The organism is Paenibacillus sp. PL2-23 (assembly GCF_040834005.1).
Taxonomy (GTDB): Bacteria; Bacillota; Bacilli; order Paenibacillales; family Paenibacillaceae; genus Pristimantibacillus.
This window is the reverse complement of record NZ_CP162129.1, coordinates 1,377,220-1,396,053: the sequence shown is the minus strand read 5'-3', so window position 1 is coordinate 1,396,053 and position 18,834 is coordinate 1,377,220. Positions and strand designations below refer to the sequence as shown.

Annotated in this window: 14 protein-coding genes; 1 reads left to right on the top strand and 13 read right to left on the bottom strand. The window is 50.2% G+C overall.

From position 1 onward, the window contains the following. Window positions 1-2: 2 nt before the first annotated feature. From AB1S56_RS05955 to AB1S56_RS05900, 12 genes are all read right to left on the bottom strand, one after another. Window positions 3-605 (bottom strand): DUF1819 family protein, encoded by a 603-nt coding sequence (locus AB1S56_RS05955; protein WP_340871162.1) that lies wholly within the window; start codon window positions 603-605, stop codon window positions 3-5. Continuing rightward, entirely contained in the window at window positions 602-853 is a 252-nt protein-coding gene (locus tag AB1S56_RS05950; RefSeq protein ID WP_340871160.1) for a helix-turn-helix transcriptional regulator, read from the bottom strand. Before AB1S56_RS05950 ends, AB1S56_RS05955 begins: the two co-directional genes overlap by 4 nt. Before the next feature lie 175 nt (window positions 854-1,028). Continuing rightward, a complete protein-coding gene (locus tag AB1S56_RS05945) occupies window positions 1,029-4,334 on the bottom strand; it encodes a UvrD-helicase domain-containing protein (protein WP_340871159.1) in 3,306 nt (1,101 codons plus the stop codon). After that, complete coding sequence (locus AB1S56_RS05940) at window positions 4,327-7,224, bottom strand: PD-(D/E)XK nuclease family protein (RefSeq protein WP_340871158.1); 2,898 nt, start codon at window positions 7,222-7,224, stop codon at window positions 4,327-4,329. The genes AB1S56_RS05945 and AB1S56_RS05940 overlap by 8 nt, the downstream gene beginning before the upstream one ends. Window positions 7,225-7,815: 591 nt before the next feature. Next, complete coding sequence (locus AB1S56_RS05935; RefSeq protein WP_340871157.1) at window positions 7,816-9,060, bottom strand: VWA domain-containing protein; 1,245 nt, start codon at window positions 9,058-9,060, stop codon at window positions 7,816-7,818. 363 nt (window positions 9,061-9,423) lie between these two features. Continuing rightward, entirely contained in the window at window positions 9,424-10,374 is a 951-nt protein-coding gene (locus AB1S56_RS05930) for a WYL domain-containing transcriptional regulator (protein ID WP_340871156.1), read from the bottom strand. Window positions 10,375-11,254: 880 nt separating this feature from the next. Continuing rightward, the gene (locus AB1S56_RS05925) at window positions 11,255-12,094 is read right to left on the bottom strand and encodes a hypothetical protein (protein WP_340871154.1); all 840 of its coding nucleotides are present in this window, start codon (window positions 12,092-12,094) and stop codon (window positions 11,255-11,257) included. A gap of 574 nt (window positions 12,095-12,668) precedes the next feature. After that, window positions 12,669-12,842 carry a hypothetical protein gene (locus AB1S56_RS05920; RefSeq protein WP_340871151.1) on the bottom strand — a complete coding sequence of 58 codons (174 nt, stop codon included), beginning with the start codon at window positions 12,840-12,842 and terminating at the stop codon, window positions 12,669-12,671. Window positions 12,843-12,936: 94 nt separating this feature from the next. Next, a complete protein-coding gene (rlmD, locus tag AB1S56_RS05915) occupies window positions 12,937-14,418 on the bottom strand; it encodes a 23S rRNA (uracil(1939)-C(5))-methyltransferase RlmD (RefSeq protein WP_340871149.1) in 1,482 nt (493 codons plus the stop codon). Between the two features lie 32 nt (window positions 14,419-14,450). Further along, on the bottom strand, window positions 14,451-15,359 hold the full coding sequence (locus AB1S56_RS05910; RefSeq protein WP_340871148.1) for a diacylglycerol kinase: 909 nt from the start codon (window positions 15,357-15,359) through the stop codon (window positions 14,451-14,453). Window positions 15,360-15,387: 28 nt separating this feature from the next. Beyond that, entirely contained in the window at window positions 15,388-16,158 is a 771-nt protein-coding gene (locus AB1S56_RS05905) for a CbiX/SirB N-terminal domain-containing protein (protein WP_340871146.1), read from the bottom strand. 11 nt (window positions 16,159-16,169) lie between these two features. Beyond that, entirely contained in the window at window positions 16,170-16,460 is a 291-nt protein-coding gene (locus tag AB1S56_RS05900) for a YerC/YecD family TrpR-related protein (protein WP_340871144.1), read from the bottom strand. Between the two features lie 231 nt (window positions 16,461-16,691). Between AB1S56_RS05900 and AB1S56_RS05895 the strand changes: the two genes are divergently transcribed. Further along, complete coding sequence (locus tag AB1S56_RS05895; protein ID WP_340871143.1) at window positions 16,692-17,237, top strand: hypothetical protein; 546 nt, start codon at window positions 16,692-16,694, stop codon at window positions 17,235-17,237. Window positions 17,238-17,434: 197 nt separating this feature from the next. On the opposite strand, the gene AB1S56_RS05890 is transcribed toward AB1S56_RS05895, so the two are convergent. Then, window positions 17,435-18,532 (bottom strand): DUF3048 domain-containing protein, encoded by a 1,098-nt coding sequence (locus AB1S56_RS05890; RefSeq protein WP_340871141.1) that lies wholly within the window; start codon window positions 18,530-18,532, stop codon window positions 17,435-17,437. Window positions 18,533-18,834 lie beyond the last annotated feature (302 nt).

The following is an 18,834-nucleotide window of genomic DNA, read 5'->3' as shown; positions in this document are numbered from 1 at the left end:
TCTTATCTCACCCCCGTCAGGGCATGAAATATCAATTTCATACCGTTATCCTTCAGACATTGTTCCAGCTTCAGATCCAAGATTGGTTTCAGGATTTTTCTGTTTCCGGTTGAACGATCCGTTAAACCTGCTTCCATCAACATTGTTTTGTAGCATGTGCCCAATCTCTTTAAGGTGTAATCCGTCCATTTTGCAACTTTCTCGCTTTGCAGTTGCTTGTTTTTAAAGAAAATTCGGATGTCACTATCATCCAGTTCATCGCTTCCAATAATCAGCTTTTCCCGGTAAACCTCATAAACGAAATCGAAGAATAAGCTGTCTGTCATCATTATTGCTATAAGGTTGATGATTTTCTGCGTTGCTATATCACTTTGTTCAAAAAGTGAATAAAATGATTGATCCAAACTTTTTACCCGATTGGACACTGTATTAAAGATTTGTATTGCTCTATCTTGTGTAGGAGCCGCGAATAGATTCTCTTCTATATTTAGCAATTTAATCTCTTTCACCGATTTCCCCTGATTGATCAGGTTTATCACCTTACGAAAGTCAGAAAACCAAAACGAAAGCTTCACCATTCCTGCACTATATTCTTGTTTTCTCATCCTTTGTCACCATTCAGTGCAACATGGGAAAAAGCGTCATTCTCCGGCTTATCCACAATCTCCACGATATCCCCGATATCACAAGCCAATGAACGGCAAATCTTAACAAGAACCTCCATCGAAACCAATTCATTGTTCGAGAGCTTCGTCAAGGTATTGGGACTGATACCGGTCATTCTCCGTAGTTCTGTTCTCTTCATTCCTCTATCGATCAACAACTTGAAAAGCTTGTTGTAACATACATCCATCCATTAAACACCCTCTTATACCATACTTTAAGAGCCTACAAGCTACAGAATACCACATGTTATAGGATCTTAATAGTTATGTATAAGAATTTGCGATTTTTTCTTACAAACAGATATATATTCGATTGTTTACACATTAGCCCAAACAGTCTCGATATCTAACACGTTAGCCCCCCTACCTTACAGAAACAAATCTTTGTAAACTAACAAAATACAACCCCGCTTCTTTCACCTTATAACCAAAAGTCTGCTCCCATTCCGACGCATAAGCCTGCACCTGCGGCCGGTAGAAGTCAAGGAATGACTGTAACTTCTCTTCAGTTACACTGTCCGTCTTGAAATCAACAATCACCCAGCCATCCTCTTCCTCGAAGAGGAAGTCAATGACCCCGCGAACATAGGCATGCTGAATGGAACCTGTACCCTCCGATGCGGCCGCAACCTCTGATCCTGCATCCCCGACATTGCTGCGCTTTCCGACTTCATCAGCATTCTTTCGAATCATCAGCGGCACCTCGAATAATCGGCGGCGAGCATGCAGGCTGCGCTGCCAGAGCTCGCTGGCGATTACGCTTCTTACAACCCGAACGGCTTCGCTTATGAGTTCCTCCGCCATGCCTTCCTCATCCGCTAAGAAGCGTATGGTGTCCTCTAGGTCCGACTCCGATAACCCCTTGCCTAGCAGCTCAATGGTACGGTGAACGACGCTCCCGAATGCCATGCCTTTGCCCTCCGCGGACCATTCCGGCGTATCGCCGGATGCTTTCGTATGGCCGGTAACGGACATTACTGCGTAAGTAGGCTCACGAATCGCATCCAGCCTTACCCTCCGAGTTTCCTCCAACTCACTCAAATCCGGCCCTTTAGTCAGCTCCGTCTTCTGCCCTGGCTTCACCGCTGGCACATCCAGCTCGCGCGCAAGATCCATCCCATCTACGAGCGGTGTCCAAGGGCACTTCGCCGGTTGATCGGGATACAAGCTGATGACCAGCATCTGCTTCGGGCGTGTAGCAGCAACATAAAGTAACCGATCTTTCTCTGCATTGGAGAAAGCACGCTCTCGTTCGTTCATCTCACTCCAGCCTATGGGTTGAGCGATCAATTCCGTTTTGAACTCTCCGATCGATTTAATTATCGTAAAGTAACCAGCAGCCGGATCTTCGGAACGATCGATATACTGCGTCGCATCATGATCCGACTCTCCGCAGGGGCAGGCTAGGAACACGATAGGTGCTTCCAATCCTTTGGCTTTATGCAGGTTCATAATCCGGACAGCCTGGTTCCCGCCGGCGTACAGGCTCGATGTCTCCATTCCTCGATCCGCGAGCATGTGCTCGATCAATCGGCACAATTCCGACCAGTTGGAACTCGCCGCAGGATCTCCATGTAACAGCTGCAGCATTCTCACCAGCGTCCCCGCGCGAACAGAGCCAGCCGGCAGCGTCGACACGTACGGCAGAATACCGAGATCATCCACGATTTGACTGAACGCGGCGGCCGCGCTTAATGTGCGTACCCACCCCTTATATTTCTGAAGCTTTCCAAGCACCGTAACAACTGCCTTGGCTTCGTCACTGCAGGCCTCCAACGATGGTAAGTCGAATAACGAGAACGAAAATCCTTCCTTCTTATAGGCCCATAATTGCCGATCGCTCAAGCCGAACAGCATTCCACGAATAACCGAGAGCAAAGCCGGCTTATCGGCGGAATCATCTAAATACCGAGCCAGCTGTAATAATGCTAGCAGTTCTTGATAGACCGTCGTACTGCCCGAAGTATCAGCCGGTATCCCGAACGAATCCAACTGTTCTGCGTACAAGTGGATGAACTCCCTCGTTTTCGTCAGAATCAGAAAATCGCTTGGAACCGCGTCACGGCTTCCCCCATCACGATCTGCGATTTGTAAATTGCCGTTTTTGCAAGCCCAAGAGATATAGGCCGCTATCTGCTCGGCATCCGCCTGAGCGACGGCAGCTTTGCCTCCCGGCATTTTGGGATAAGGAAGAACGTATGTGCCATGCGGCATTTTACGAGCGCCTTTGGGATCGCCCGCACGTGTCTCCATCTTCACGAACGCTGCTTGGACCTCCGTTTCCGAAGACGGAAATTTACCGACAAACTGACCATTGATGAAATCGCCAATGGAGTTTACCGAACGGAAATTAGCGGTCAGACGACAAACTGCACCACACTCCTGGATGCGCGCCTTGACTTCGTTATAGATCGAAATATCCGCCCTGCGGAATCGGTAAATCGACTGCTTTGGATCCCCGACCACGAACAACGCACCCGGCCGAGGTGTAAGCCGCCGCCAGTTTTTCTCGAATACCCCGCCCTCAGTGCTCCCCGTGAGCAGAAACATCAGCTCCGCTTGAATCGGATCCGTATCCTGAAATTCATCGACAAGCAGCCGCTGGTACCGTTCGGCGAAATAGGCTCTGACTTCCCTATATTCACGTACAAGCTTGGCCGCTTCCATGAGTAAGTCCTGGAAATTCAGTTTTCCCGCAGCATATCGGCGTCTCTTGTAATCATCCAGTACAGGCCGCACGAAGCGGATCAGCTTCGGATATAGATATTCACGCCATGCCTGAAGGAATGGAACAAGTACGTTGATCTGCCAATCGGGAAAAAGCTTCTTCATCTCGCCGGCATGTTCTTTGGAGGTCCATCGATTCAGCGTCACGTCGAGCTTGCGGTCAAACTCTTTGGCGATCTCAAGCATTCGCATATCATCCGACAAGTCGATGTAGCGCAGCTTCTGACGCGTCTGCCGAACAAGCTTCTGAACCGGATCCCAGCCTTTCTCAGGCTCCACCGTCGGAATATAGGGCGCTGCAGCATCAAGCAGAGGAAGCAGTGTATCCCGAATTCGATCCAAGCTGGGCCGCTCCCGCTCCTCGCAAGGCAATTCAACATCCGTAAACAAAGACACACGGTCAAATACGTCCCGAAGGGTATTCACATCCACCCGCAGCGACACTAACTCCTCGAGTTGCAACCGCGCTTCCCCATCCAGCTCAGCCATGTATTCATCCCAGCAGCTTGCGCGGAATTGCTTATCGCTTTCTTCGTCCATTTCTTCAAAAGAAGGGTCCAGCCCCGCCTCAATGGGACGCTCGCGCAATAACGATCCACAGAACGAATGGATGGTTCCGATGAAGATCAGATCCAGATTCCCCAGCGCCTCGGACAGCCGTTCACGGACGATAGAACCCTCCGATGATCTTCGATAGGCTTTCTCCAGCGCAAGGCGGAAGCGTTCCTTCATCTCGTCCGCCGCTTTGTTGGTGAACGTAATGGCGGCAATGTGGCCGATGTTTACACCGGACTCGATCAAGGCCAGCAGCCTGCCAACCAGACTGGTCGTTTTCCCCGATCCCGCCCCTGCCTCCACGAGCAAAGTCGTATCTAAATCCGTAAGGATCCGGTCACGGTCAGTTTGGTCTGCCGGTGCCGTAAGGCCGTACGATTCAATCATGTCCCTCTACCTCCAGCAGCGTACTTAGAATTTCCGCATTGACAGACGATTCACGTTTGCCTGCCATCCAATCCGCATGAGATCCGCATACGGCTTGGTAATCACACCACCTGCAGACCATCGAATCCTTAGCCGGAATGTAGACCCCTCGATTCAGCGAATCCAACAGCTTGGCAACAACAGAAGCAAGGTCTTCTCTCCGGTTCTGTAGCCGTGTTACCTTCTCGCCGCGTCCACGCTCCGTTGGAAAATAATATTCCGCCTCCGTCACCCTGGCTTCAGGATCCCTGCCTGTTTCGCGGAGCCACTGCTCTACAGCAATGGAATAGATCGCATGCTGCAGCTGTGTTCCGCCGCTGAAATAGGCTGCAGCCTTGTACTTGCTGGTGCTGCCCGTTTTATAATCGATAATGCGATACTCGTGAGGTCCTATCCGATCGATCCGGTCCACGAAGCCTCTCAGCTTAAAATTGATGCCGCCGGGCAAGCGAATCTCCATAGACTCTCCATCCTGCGCCGCGAGCTCTAATTCGAAGAAGCAGGGCTGGTCCGTTCTGCCGACTTCATGGAGATAAAAAATTTCCGCATCCCGACGGATTTCCTCACATTCCTTGTTGAATACATGCGGATTAGGGGTAGGAATAGTTAGCGCATTTTCCCGGATTACGGCTTCCGCGATCTCGACCAGTCGGCCTTTATCATGCTGGACCGGTTTCGTTCCTTTGTCCGTAACGTCCTCCAGATACCGTCTGAAAATATCGTGCAGCAAGGAGCCTCTCTCGCTTGCTTGCAGCCAGCGGGTCCGGTCGAATTCCGAGACCTCCTTCGGACGAAGCTTCAAGACATAGTAGAAATAGTATTGCAGCCCGCAGCTCGCATACTTCTCTAACTGACTCACACTAATGGCATCGCTGCGCTGAACGTCATCTAAGCCATGAGAGCTTGTAGAAGAGTCGATCTCCAGCCAGCCGTCATAGGCTGATAACCTCTCATCTAACCGGAAAGCTAGGGCTTGATACCCCGCGGCAAGAGCAGGGTACGTTTCCATCATAGCCTGCAATCCGTCCTTGGATTTGCCATTCGGTTCCTGGAGCAGCCCCGCCCACGCATCGATTCCGTCAACCGGAGCATGTACACCAGTCGTATGCATGATATCCATCACACGGTAGGGTTCACCTAATGAGTGTTCCAATGCTCCATAATCCAATGACAAATCCCCTGACTGCAGCCGCAGAACTTGAAGCATTTCAAAAGCGGGACCTTGGCTCTTTTGCTCACCTACATCATAAGAGGAATAGCTTAACCATATCTCGCCCCGGATTCGCGACAGCCGGGACTCACGTTCGCTCCTGGCATTCATCGCACGTTCCTTGGCAGGCTCCAAATGCTTAGACAGCGTAATACGTTCTTGGTCCAAGAGAAGAGGGTCTTGCACTGCAGATATACTCCAAGTTCTCTCATCCATACCCAAGATCCAAGTCCGCTCTCTCCCGCTCCACCCACCGTTTTGTAAGGAGCTAATATGAATCGAACCCGGTTTTGGTGATGCCGTGGCTCGAATACGAATCCCGGCTAACATCTCTTTCACGTACTGGATAGCCAAATCCATCGGCATTGGTTCAGATGGAATTGCTGAGTAACGCTTCGTCATCTCCTTCAACACTACCCCTACATGAGCATCATCCAGTGACCGTGCCGGCACATATTTCTGAACAAAATCCGTTACCCACTCTAACAAGATAAATGGATTCCATACATTGCCTTCGGGCAGCCGATCAAACCAATCCTTCACGTATGTAAGTAAAGCCGTTCCTTGCTCCCGCTCTTCCTCACTCAATCGTTCTGGACGAAGGATAGCAAGATACCGTTCTCTTCCCCAACCAATACCGGACTTCTCCAGCAAGCGAACCCAATCGGTGCGAGTCCAGCGTTCATCTGAGAACGAAATATAGCCATGTCGCAGCATTTCCGAAAGCCTCTTTACCGGGAAACCTTCGACAATCCAATCAAGTATCCCTACAACCGCTTTCCCAGCATCACAAAAAACAAGCGGCAGCCCGTTCGAGAGCGTAAATTCGACGCCCAGTGCTTCGGCATGCGATTGAATAATGGGCGCATAATGTTCATAATCTGACAACATGATTTCCATCTTATCAAGAGCCGCGGGATCGGATAGGATTCTTCGAAATCCCTCTTTGACCTCCGCTAGGCTTCCGGTTGCGCGGAACATCGCGAATTGATTCTTTGAGAACGCTTCGTTCCTATAAAATGGAGCATCCGAATTCAGGATGCAGAGACGCTCCCCCGACAGCTTGTGGATCATGTTCCGCTCCACCAACGTCCACCCTGTTGGCGCAAGCGCCAGATAGATGGTTTCGTCCCCGCCTGGCTTCAAGTAGTCAGCCAATCCGGCAGCATCCGTCAGGTAATTTTTCCTTAGATACGTCTCATAGGCTGCAAGCAGTCGCTTCAAATATTCGCCTTTATGCAGATTCGTGAAACACTCCGCCTTCACTTCATCCGAACGAAGACCGGCCAGCCGCATATCGAATATAACACGATTCAATTGATTCACGATTCCCGGTTTCAGCATGGACTCGTTTATATAACTCATCGGATTCTCTATGGCCAACTGCTTCATCAGCTCACGGACAACCCAAACCGCTTGCCCCTCATCAAGCAGTCTGATGTTTCTGCGAAACAGCTCTGACTTTGTATTCGCAGTCACTGTTCCACGGAGAGTCTGCACTTCTACGTTAAAGACAGCTTCATAACGCTTGCATATCTGCTCGAGCAGTTGGTGTCCTTGGGCATAGGATCTGGCCAACAACACTTTCGGAGATAATGGAGCCTCGTTGATTTTCTGATACAATCGATCGATCAGATCCATGTAAAAGCCTCCCTGCGAATTCATTTAACCTCATTTTACAATTTCGAATAGACAGCAGGATGTCAGCGAATGTATGTTCCGAAAAACGAAACACCCCGCTTGGGATCAAGCGAGGTTCGTTAACGCATCTGCAATCAGCCCGTAAATGTAAACTGAATTTACCGATTTACTCGTGACTTCTTGACTTACAGAGGTCCCTTTAAGCCGTACATGATAATAGGGATATATTCTTTCGAATTCTTTGAACGTAATGGTACGGGACATTTTCAGAGTGGAGCTTGGTCCGTTATCCTTTGCTTCACTGATGATAAGTTTAGTTCCATCCGTACTGACTCGAAACCATAAGGGTGTCTTTTTGTTTTGTGGGACGGTATGTATCTCGAAGGATTGGCTCTCGGCCCGTTCAATAATTCGATTCCACGTTTCAAATGCTTGCAAGGTCTTCCCCTCCCTATTCTCTATGAAAGATGGGTTTATCCACTTATTCTTCAATTTAAGCGATTCTCCTTCTAAATCCAGACCAATATTCCCATTTTTCGACACTCCGATAATCCAACCGAACCTGAGTCTCCTGGCGTAGATGACCATTCACTACTTTCGTTTCATCCGGCGATACTTTTCTTGATGCAGCACCTTACGCTTCTTGCTGGAATACTCGAAATTCTCTAGCTGACTGTATAGCTTAGCCGATTCCTCGACCATGGCCGGGCTGCTCATGGTGACTGACAATCGAAGCATTTGATCCGCCTGAGCTTTCAGCAGCTTCTGACCTTGTTCCATGTCGCCATTATCGAAAGCCACCATGGCATCCTCGATGACCTTAGCCGACTTTGTTAATTCGACCTGCTGCTCTACTATGGCGTTACCAGGTTCGTTCAGCAGATTGATATCCGATGTGAACGAAGCGGATATTTCTATCTGGGTGCTGCATGCTACCGCACTCTCCGTAACATCAATGTAGTCCCAGTTCAATTGAATCACGTTATGTTCGCCTTGAATGTGCGGGTAGAATGCCAGCTCGATAAGAATGGATTTTACCTCGTTGTGATAGATGTCACCTAATTGGAGAACCGGCTTGCCAGACTGCTCCTCTGCCAGATATCCGTAGATTGCAACGATTTGAGTGCCATCCGATGGATTAAGCGTAAGTTTAACGTTCTGGGCGACTACCGACAGCAATCCCTCAAGCTCTTGCTCAAAAATCTCTGGGATGCCGTCAGCCTTGTCGATATAGTAGAAATTGCCGCCGCCATGTTCGGCGATGCCTTCCATTAACTCCTCATCGAAACCGTCTCCAACACCCATCGTACTGATTCCTCCCCCGGACGAACGGTACTCTTTTGCAATCGCGAAAAGCTTTTGCTTACCCGTAACCCCTTCGTTCGCGTGTCCATCGGAAAGCAAAATGACTCGATTAACTACTCCGTCCGTCTTGTTCTTCCGAACATGTTGCGCGCCTTCTATCATGCCGCCGCTAAGGTTTGTTGTTCCTCCCGTTTCGATGGATTCGATGCGATGCTTAATCAAATCTTTGTGTGTGACTTTCGATGGAGGAATAATCGTCTGAACTTGATCATCGAAAGCAACGAGACTAAGCAGATCGGATACATTCATCTGATCAGCGACGAATTGGCAAGCTTTTTTGCTATACAACAATGCTTCTCCGGACATAGAACCGCTTCGGTCAAGCACCAGAGATAAATTGATCAGTGCCCGAATTTGAGCCTTCTCCCCTTCGTTTCCCCTCACTTCGATAAGCAAGTACACTTTCTCGGCTCCGCCGGTCGGTAAATAAACTTTGCTCCAAGCATGATTAACCGCTATGGCTTGACTCACTATATTTCCCCTTCCTCCGAATGGATTTTTATGATTTTCTGATTTGCTCGTTTATTTCTAAATGAATCCAGTCTTTGTCGTTACTGATGAATTCCAAAATACCCAAACATGTGACAAGCGTGATTTCTTTCTTTTTCTCGTCCCGCACGTAACGCCAATAGGACTTGTTGAAATACACGGCAGGATTGCCTTGCCACTCTAAGTTTCGTTATGATGAGCTTCATGGTCGATGCCTCCTCATCTCGTCATTGTACTTGTATCTTAAAGTTCCTATTGGGCACTTATTTGTCAGCGAATAAACGTTCGCAAAAAATAAACCCCGCTTCAACAAAGTAGAAGCGAGGCTGTTCCTCTCCTGTATAGCTATTGATACATGCTGACCCACTGCGATAATTGAGCCTTGAGCGAATCCCGTATCGACTTAGGTTCAAGAATTTCCGCAGAAGGCCCGTATTGTAGTACCCATTTCAGAAACTCTTTTTCATTATTAACTGTCACTTCGAAAATAAGGCTTCCGTCCTTCTGATCCTTCATGCGCGGATGAACGAATAGCTCCTCTTCTTTTATGTACCGAGCCACATCGGCAGAAAACCGAACTTTGAACGTCATATTCTTTTCCCCGCGATCGATCGACCACGTGTTTTTTAAATATTGTTTAATGTTGAAATCGCCTTTGTCGAATGACTGTCCCGTAATTTCTACCTTTTGAAAACGGCTGATTCTAAACGTACGGATATCCTGTTTTGAATGACAATATCCGAATAAGTAAAACAGACGATCACGCGGAACGAGATAATAAGGGTCGATTTTCCGTTCCGTCGTTTCATTGCGGTATTGAGTGTGATAAACGGTGTCGATCGACTTTTGCTCTATTATCGCTTGGATAATCGGCTGCAGGAAGTTAGGACTTTCTTTGCGGTAAGCAGGTGTGCCCATTTGAATAATGCCTGCGATATCTTCGATGATATTGATCTGATCTGACTTTTGTTTAACATGGGTTGCCATGACTTTATCATAAGCCGTCTGGAAACCAGGCGGGAGCTTATCTTCGTCCAATACAGAAGGAAGAAGCGAAAATACTAATGCCTCCTGCTCCGAAAAATTTAACGGATACATAGAGAACTTGCCCATAAACCTGTAGCCCGTTCCCTTGCCATCATTGGTAATGGGGGCTATCAGGTCGAGCACTCTTAAATCCCGATAAATCGTCCGTACGTCCACTTCACACTTAAAAGCAAGATCGTTGGCAGAGATGCCGGGGTTCGCTTGAATGGCATTGATTATTTTAAAAATACGAATCACTTTATCTACCACGTTAATCCCCTCAATTTCCCATAAAAGGTATCCTCATCATTGACTATCTTATCACGGTTCGGATAATCTATGAAGAGGAAGCAATCGAATTTCCTCCTGCGAATACTTTGCGACCTTCCGGATGTATTGAATCAATGCTCCTTGCCAGCCCATCAGGATCAATATTCACGCTTATTCCGAGCCGATCAACAATGAGGCTTCGTATGGTGCTTTTACCGCTACCATTGTTTCCGGCAGAAATGTACACATCGGTGACAGTTAGCGCGATCACCAGTGAGCTTGATTAGCTCTTCCGGGTCTTTGATTTGATTCATACGTTTTCACCGTCCTCGTTAAACAACTACCAACATTTGAAACTTATTATAATAAAATAAAGCTACACAGAATAACCGAATAATAAGAGGCACCCAATAGCCTTTAGATAAGTGGTATTAGGGACAATTTACGGTCATCTGACGCGTCTAAATTTTTTCAAATATCGGCTTGACGCAAATTAAAAGCTCCTACAAAGTAGGAGCTTGGCCCGAAGGCAACGTGCTATTAAATTAATAGTATCACCCATACGATTTAATTATCTTTTCGCACTAACAGTGAGCAACACTCAACATGCAACGTATGCGGGAACATACAGTTCTAGGATGTTATGTTCCGCAATTCGTAGAAGCCTTGATTTGACTTACTTTGGTCAATGGCTTCCTCTTCTGAATGGCTGAATTCAGTTCGATTCTGCTGATGTTTTATATCAATCAGGCCCTTTCACGGTAGTGAACCGCTAGGTTCATTACATACTAATCAGGATACCCATACTCAATAAAATTGTAGATTTCATCGTGCACGCGATTATTGCTACAGAATACTTGTGTGACTAGTCTGGCATAAACTAAGATTTATGAATAAGGATATTTTCCTGAATATACGCAGTTAAATCACATACACCCGCATAACCCATATGTTCGTATCCGAAAAAAGGGCTTATGATAACTTTTGTGCCGGCTCCAACCGCTTCTTTTGATACATAGATCTTCTTTCCGCTAGAGTACAATTCGATCTCATCATATTTAGAAATCCCCCATATTTCTTTTGCGAGAATTTTTTTATCTTCAGAAGCGCCCACGCAAAGAACGACGGGAATTGAAAAAACTTTGAATAAACTACGAAAAAGATTGATCCGCTCTTCCCGCCATTTTATATATGGGTTATCACTTCTGTCTTTGAAGCGGAATGCCTCAAAATACCGAATTTGATCAACGTTCTCATAAGGCAACGGTTCTCTCTCAGTTTTGCGTGGCAAGGGTCTCCAGTCCAACAATGCAGTACTGATCCCGGGACGGTTAGAGTAAAGTCCACCTTCCATTAAGAATTTATTGACTTTGGTAATCACATTGATGTCCTTTCTTCGGAACCAGTTTTCGCATGATTGGCTTTGATCTTCAAGTGCCAGCATCATTCTCGAAGTTAGTTTAAGAAAAGGGCTTCTTGGCACTTTCCCGACTCTTCCTGGCGACCATTGATTAATCTTCCAGTATCCATTACTCCAATCATTTTCTAACCAATTATTTGAATCCTCTCTAATAAGTCCGCAAATATCAAAAATGTTCTCTTCAACCGAACGGTCCCCAAGACCTCCTTCATTCGCAAGAAAAACGACATCTGCTTTTGAGAAATCTCCATATCCTACAAAAGCTAATAGCGATTTAATATGTTCTTCGTTTAAATTCATAGAAAGACCCCCCTTGATAATTTTCCCATTAGCATCGTCTAATAATTAAACCGAGCAGTAACTTGATATTTTCTCACTTATGCTGCAATCCGTTTTAACCGGCTTTCCGCATGAGTTAATTTTCCAGAAATAAATGATTAGCCAATATAGTATTTTCAATTATTTGAGTGCCGACGATTGTTGTTTACTGTTGTCTGCAGCGGTAGCAGTGTAAATAGAAATATCATGTCCGGCAAGGCATAGGATGCGTTTGATCTGGTCATCGACATGTGCAGAATGGCCTCGGACGGTGGAACCGCTGACCGAGACGTGAATCACCTGAATAGTTTTGAGCAGATCCAGGAAGGCATCTCGACCGTGGGCGCAAAGCTTCTGCGTTTGCCCGGCAGAATCCGCGGTTCCGTCTACTGTTTCATGTTCTCCAGCACGCGCCACTCCAGCAGTCCGTAGACTAACAGCGCCGGATCTCGGATTGCGGAACCTCATCGGCCTTCGGACGTCCGCGTTTGGCACGTGGCAAGATCACCTTCTCGAAGCCCGTGCTCAGATCTACCGTGAGCCACTTCCATTTTTGCTACTTATTCCAAGCGGCCAGCCGATCCTGCGCATCGTGTTCACAGGCAAATCGTTCTGTCGCCAAGACGTGCATCGCCTGCTCCAATTTCTCATTTTCTTTGGTAAACTGACGCAGCAACGTTTCCCCTTGCAGCTCCTTGTGCTGGCTGGAGTGGACGACGACAAAGCGCAAGCGCTTCCCATAAAGCTCCGATCATAGGATTGCACACAATAGATGGAACGCCGATCCTGGATCAAATAAATTAATCGGATCCTGTCACATCTCTTTAATCTTTGCTAACCATCCATACTACGCACTCCACATGAACCGTATGCGGAAACATATCCACCGGAGTCACTTCTACCGTCTTGTACCCTCCGTCCTCCAGCACGCGAAGGTCGCGGGCCAGGGTGGAGGGGTTGCAGCTGACGTAGACGACGCGCTCGGGACGGAGCGCGAGGATCGTGTCCAGCAGCGCGGGGTCGCAGCCCTTGCGCGGGGGATCGACGACGATGACGTCAGCCTCGATGCCCTCCTTGCGCCAGCGGGGCATGACGACCTCGGCGGGGCCCGCTTCGAAGGTCGCGTTCGCGATGCCGTTCAGCTCGGCATTGCGGCGGGCGTCCGCGATCGCCTCCGGCACAATCTCGACGCCGTAGACATGGCCCGCTTGTCGCGCCAGGAACAACGAGATCGTGCCGATGCCGCAGTAGGCGTCGATGACCCGCTCCTTGCCGGTGAGCGCGGCGTATTCCACCGCTTTGCGATAAAGCGTGACGGTTTGAGCCGGGTTCACCTGATAGAAGGAACGCGCGGATATGGCGAAGCGAATGCCGTCAAGCTCGTCATAGATGACCTCGCTGCCCCAGAGCACGCGGGTTTCATCGCCGAATATGGCGTTGGTCGCTTGGCTGTTGACGTTCTGCACAATGCTCTTCAGTCCTGGAATTTGCGCGCGCAGCTGCTCGATCCACTCCGGCTGTCGCGGCAGTCGTCCTCCGTTCGTCACGAGCACGACCATAACCTCGCCTGATTCCACGCCGGTGCGAGTCATGACATGACGAAGCACGCCCTGCCCCGTCTCCTCGTTGTAGGGCTGAATCCGCAGCTCCCGAGCGATCCGTTTCACGACGCGAACAACCTCGTCATTGCGCTCATGCTGGATCAGGCAATCGTTCATATCGATGATACGATGACTGCCGCGCGCGTAGAAGCCCGCAATGAGCTTCCCTTCATCTCCAGCTCCGACTGGCACAGCCGCCTTGTTCCGATAGCGCCAAGGCTCCTCCATGCCAACCGTGTCATGAACGACAATGCCAGCGTCCGCATGACCATCCTCGCCCGCCACCTGCAGCTTGCCGATCCGCTTCAGGTTGTCCACAACAGACTGCCTCTTCCAGGCCAGCTGCGCCGCATAGTCCAGATGCTGCAGCTGGCAGCCGCCGCATTCCTTGAATATATCGCATGGCGGCTGCAGGCGGTCGGGACTGGACTGCACCAGCTCCTCCAGACGCGCGTAGCCATACTGCTTCTTCAGCTTCATGACGCGCACGCGGGCGGTTTCCCCGGGAAGCCCCCCTTGTACAAAAAGGGTAAAGCCGCCAGCGCGGCCTACCCCTTCCCCGTCATGCGTCAGGCCGATCAGATCGACCGTCACTTCTTCATTTTTTTGAAAAGGCGCGTTGGGCTCAAGGGCAGCTTGCTGCTCCCGCTTTGTCGCTTTCCCTTTGGCGCTTCCCGCATTGCCTCGTGTTTGTTTTCTCTTCATCTTAGCTTCCGCTCTTCCTGCCTGTAGAATCGTTATTGATAAGTCGACGAGCCCGTCTCGTCCGCGAAAATGCGCAGATGGGACGGCAGCACGGAGAAATGCCCCGGCAGCACGCCGCCGTATTCGCCGTCCAGATTGAGCTGCACATAATCCGGCGTCGTCACCTTCAGATCGCTTGTCCGGAAGTGAATGATATGAGGATCATTCAGATGCTCTCCGCGAAGCGCCAGCGTAACAATACGGATAAATTCCGCCAGGTTCATCTTCCGTATGAGCAGCACATCCAGCAGCCCATCGTCCAGCTTGGACTCCGGCGCGAGCCGTTCAAAGCCGCCCACCGAGTTGCTGTTGCATATAAGAAACATCATAAATTCGTCATGGAACTCGCCGACACCCTCGGCGATAAATTTCAGCTCCGTCGGCCGCAGGCGGGTCATCTTCTCCAGACCCTTCATATAATAAGCCAGCTGGCCTACCATCGTCTTCAGCTTGCTTGGCACATCATAGGTCAGCTCCGTAAGCGAGCCTCCGCCTGCAATATTGATGAAATAACGATCATTCGCCACGCCGACGTCGACGGGTCTCGTATATTGGTTAATAATCAGATCGCACGCATATTCCCAATGCTTCGGTATACCGGTCGCGCGGGCAAAATCATTGGTGGTGCCCACGGGCAGAATGCCCAGCGGGGGACGGCTTGGCTTGGTCGCCAGGCCATTGATCACCTCATACAGCGTGCCGTCTCCTCCCGCCGCAATGATCATATCATAGCCGCGATCTGCCGCGTCCGCCGCGGCAAGCGTCGCGTCGCCTTCCCCTATTGTGGCGTGACAGGTTGTCTCGATGCCGCCCTGGTCCAGACGCTGCAATATATCGGGAAGCCGCCGCTTCATCTCTTCTCTGCCCGAAGTAGGATTATAGATTAATCTCGCGCGTTTCATTTGTACTCTCGCTCCTTCACATGAAACACTAACCAATATTGACAGCAGCAAGCCAGTCATGGATTCGGCGGCTCATCCACCGTTCAATGGCGGAATGAGGCAGCATGGCGCGCCCGTTATAGCGATAGCTCATGCCCTCAAGCCTGCCGGGAATGACATGGGTTGTGAAATAGCCCGGACTTAGGAACACCGGGACCACAATGACCTCGTTCTCGCTCCACTGGGACAGCTCTCGCAGCTTATCCGCCGCTTGATCCGGCAGCAGCATCGCGTAATCCGCGCGCGCGAAGCCTCCCAACTGCCGAAGCCGCTCGGCAAGCGCACCCAGCCCTTCCTGCCAGCGCTCGTGGAACACCGGCAGCTTGCTGCCATGACCCAGAAGCAGCAGCGTCTCGCGGCTAGGATCGGTTGACAGCTCCCGCACATTCTCGAGCAGAAGCTCGGCAATCTCGGGATCATCGTCAATAGGCGCTCCATAGGTTACGCCAGCATTCACGCGAAACACACCCAAGTCTCCTTCGAAGTCGGTCAATGGGGGAAACCCTAGTGCCTGCCCGATTTCGTCGACATGGGTGCTGCCGGAAGATACAAATAGAGGCAAGACGAACATGTCCGTAACCCCTAATCTCTCTAATTCATCTATGCCATCCTGAATGAGCCGGCCTTCCACAATTTCAAGAAAGGCGGATACGACGGGGATCGTCAGCTCCTCCGCAGCCTTGCGGATCGAAGCGTCCACGAGCTCAACCCACTTCGGCTCCTGGGAACCATGACTGATAATCAATACGCCTTGTTTCATCGCGGGCTCCTCTAGCGGCCGAGACGCTCTAGCGTCAGCTTGTAGCCGTCATTGCCGTAGTTCAAGCAGCGCTTCACTCGGGAGATTGTCGCCGTGCTTGCTCCCGTCTCCGCTTCAATCTGGTTGTATGTACTGCCTTTCCCCAGCATACGAGCCACCTCAAGTCGTTGGGACAAGGACTGAATCTCATTCACCGTACACAAATCATCAAAGAAAATATAGCATTCTTCCACGGATTTCAACGTTAAGATAGCTTCGAATAGTTGGTCTATTGCTTTATCGTTCAGCTTCTTCAGCTGCATTCGCATTCACTCCTATGAGTACTATTGCTATCATTGTAAAGGTTAAATCACTTTTTTTCAAACGTTACCGATTTTACGCGCTGCAGTCCTTCCTTCCTGCTGCCTATTGAGCAAGGCGGATATCTCGAATTTCGGGACATTCATCTATATTTTTATTGCCAATCGGGACATTCGTCCAATCCGCTTCATCGCCTATCCCATAGACTAATAAAAAAAAGGGTTGTGATCCGATTGAATCGTCAGCAATATCCCGGTCTCGGCAACCATCGGGGAGCGGGACCATATCCGCATCATCCGCAAGGGCAGGTTCCATATCCGCATCACCGGCCGTACGAGGCGCCGGCAGGAACGAACAGCCCTCAGCCGCCGAACGTTCACATTTCGCAGACGCAGGCGCCGAGCCTGCTGCCCGTCCTAGCTCCTCCGCAGCTTCCGGACACGTCAGCAGCACCGCCCAAAAAAGGCTTTTCGCTCAGCAATCTCACCAATATGGCGAACCTGACGGAAATTAAAGGCCTAGTCGATCGCATGGGCGGTATCGACGGCATTCTGTCTACGGTCACGAAGATGCAGAAGGTAGTGGGCAGCATCTCGCAGATGGCGCCAATGGTGAAGGTGCTCTTCGGCTCCTTCGGCAAAAAATCCGCCTCTGCCGACGATGAGAACAATGCCGGCCGCAAGCCGGCTTCACGCAGGAAACGCCGCAGAACAGGAACCGGCAGCGGCAGGCCGAGGAGCGGCCCTGGACGTCGCCGCGGCACGAAGCGCAGACGTTAGCCCCCAAGGTGAAACGGCTGTCGCCGTCTTTGGCGGCGCAGCGCGTTTCTTTCGAGAATTCTAAGCTCAGATACGGTGCAAAACTTATAAAATCTTAGAATTCAAGCAAGAAGGACAGCTTCCTCTCTCCAGCGGGAGAGCTCGAAGCTGTCCTTCTATTTTTTACAATGCTTACAGCCTCTCTCAGAGCAGCCTGTTCATGATGAGGTGGAAGTCGCCGCTTGAAGCTCTGGCCACGTCACATGCTCCGCCAGCGCAGGCCGGTTCGGTACGACATGAATGTAGGTTTTGCCGGGAAGCAGGCTGATCTCTTGCCCCTCCTTGAGGAAACGAACCATGCCGTCCGAGCTTCTGGTCCACTCAATATCAACCTTCTTGCCCTGCTGGAACAGATATCCCGCCCCGCCCGACTCCAGGTCAACCGCAAGCCGGCCTACCTGATCCAGCGTCTTATGGCTAGTCTCGAACACAATAAGATTGGTCGCCGTCAGCTGCAGATTGTTATTCAGGTCGATATGCGGCTGGCCGTCAATTGTCCGGTGGTACAAGCCGGTTGCTTCATCATATGTATAGCCTACGACATAGCTCTGCATGAGGAACGTAATATCAATGGAGGATGCAGCTTCTGCCGTGCTTGTGACAGTGCCCGCCTCGGAGGAGGGATAGGCCGGAGACTGCTTTTCGCTGTCGTAGCCTCGTTTGTCAGCGCCCTCTCTCATCTTATCCAAGCTGGAATACAGGTTATGAGGCGCCTTGCGCTCCTTGCTTCTCCAGAAGTAGGAGCCTGCATTCGTTATTTCGTCCAAATAAGGCTTGCCCTGCTTCTGAAGAATGGAATACGCCTCAGGACTGCCTCCGGCATGCACCATAACGGCGCCGTAGCTGTCCGCAATATCAATCAGATACGCGCGATTGCTCCGAATGGGGCCAATTGTGTCGGCCAACGCCTCAGTGCTCTGATAGATGGCGACCAATCGGGTGATGCCGCCTTCCGCAAGCACCTCCCAGACGACGTCAGCATTAGACAAGCCAGATTGCGGCCGGGCCGCGGAATAATTGTTAACCATGACTGCAATGGGTCTGCCCGTTGCCTCGGTTTCGCGGCCGATGCCTGTCAAAGGCGCCTTATACGGCAGAGGAGTGGGCTCGGGAGACGGTGTAGCGGTTATCTCGGGTGAAGGACTTGAGGACTCGATAGGAAGGACGTTAACAGGCTTCTCCTCGCTGCATGCAGACAAGAGAAGCAAGGAAGCGGCCAGCAATGCGGCAGCCGGTGAACGCCATGCGATGGACATTTGTGCAACCCGCCTTTTGCTTAAAGTATAGTGTTCGTACCTTATATTTAAACATAGATGGGAGTGCTTGTCTGTACCAAAAAGCTTGGAATTTCGCTCAAGCCGTATTCATTTTGCAGCACATAGGGATGGCGGAAACGGGCAATATATGGATAAGCTTCATTTTACCCATACCGACTGGAGGTGCGCTGCGATGCCTGAATGGATCGCATGGCTGCGTGAGAACTGGTTGTCCATCCTGCTTGGAGCCGGTGCTCTTGTCGCCGTTATTTTCGTATACGCCAACCGCAAGCTGCTATTCT

Excerpts from the sequence above, each read along its gene's own strand:
- AB1S56_RS05950 (WP_340871160.1), bottom strand. The coding sequence starts at position 853 with ATGGATGTATGTTACAACAAGCTTTTCAAGTTGTTGATCGATAGAGGA.
- AB1S56_RS05945 (WP_340871159.1), bottom strand. The coding sequence starts at position 4,334 with ATGATTGAATCGTACGGCCTTACGGCACCGGCAGACCAAACTGACCGT.
- AB1S56_RS05890 (WP_340871141.1), bottom strand. The coding sequence starts at position 18,532 with ATGTCCATCGCATGGCGTTCACCGGCTGCCGCATTGCTGGCCGCTTCC.
- AB1S56_RS05955 (WP_340871162.1), bottom strand. The coding sequence starts at position 605 with ATGAGAAAACAAGAATATAGTGCAGGAATGGTGAAGCTTTCGTTTTGG.
- rlmD (WP_340871149.1), bottom strand. The coding sequence starts at position 14,418 with ATGAAGAGAAAACAAACACGAGGCAATGCGGGAAGCGCCAAAGGGAAA.
- AB1S56_RS05910 (WP_340871148.1), bottom strand. The coding sequence starts at position 15,359 with ATGAAACGCGCGAGATTAATCTATAATCCTACTTCGGGCAGAGAAGAG.
- AB1S56_RS05925 (WP_340871154.1), bottom strand. The coding sequence starts at position 12,094 with ATGAATTTAAACGAAGAACATATTAAATCGCTATTAGCTTTTGTAGGA.
- AB1S56_RS05900 (WP_340871144.1), bottom strand. The coding sequence starts at position 16,460 with ATGCAGCTGAAGAAGCTGAACGATAAAGCAATAGACCAACTATTCGAA.
- AB1S56_RS05905 (WP_340871146.1), bottom strand. The coding sequence starts at position 16,158 with ATGAAACAAGGCGTATTGATTATCAGTCATGGTTCCCAGGAGCCGAAG.
- AB1S56_RS05940 (WP_340871158.1), bottom strand. The coding sequence starts at position 7,224 with ATGGATCTGATCGATCGATTGTATCAGAAAATCAACGAGGCTCCATTA.